Source organism: Tamlana crocina (assembly GCF_012037625.1).
The window spans coordinates 1-349 of record NZ_JAAVJS010000544.1; the positions used below are offsets into that span (position 1 = coordinate 1).

1 protein-coding gene is annotated in these 349 nt (G+C 42.1%); it reads right to left on the reverse strand.

The window, feature by feature from the left end; genetic code table 11:
- Positions 1-110 precede the first annotated feature (110 nt).
- Positions 111-349, reverse strand: a 239-nt coding sequence (locus HC176_RS20280) for an SDR family oxidoreductase (RefSeq protein WP_167920370.1), incomplete at its 5' end; no start/stop codon positions are given.

Consider the following 349-nt stretch of genomic DNA (forward strand, 5'->3'; position numbering starts at 1 on the left):
CATCGAGTTCTTTGAACATCATTTTTGCCTGATCAATAAAGGCTTCTGTGTTAGAGGTTTCAGGAGATTTTTTTAAGGTACAGTTGAGAAAAAGTGCTTTTAGCTTCATGTTATCTTAAGTTTGTTGCACCATCCATTTGATGCTTTAGTTTCAAAGTTCCTTTTGGTTCTTTTTTTAATTTACTTGGGACCTCTTCGCCTACTGGGCCTTTGCCAATGGTAATTCCGCCATCGGCGGCATAAATGGCACCAGTGATGTAAGATGCCTCTTCAGAAGCAAGGAAGAGATAGACATTGGCGATCTCTTCAGGAGTACCACGACGTCCCAGTGGGGTGGCGCTCATCATTT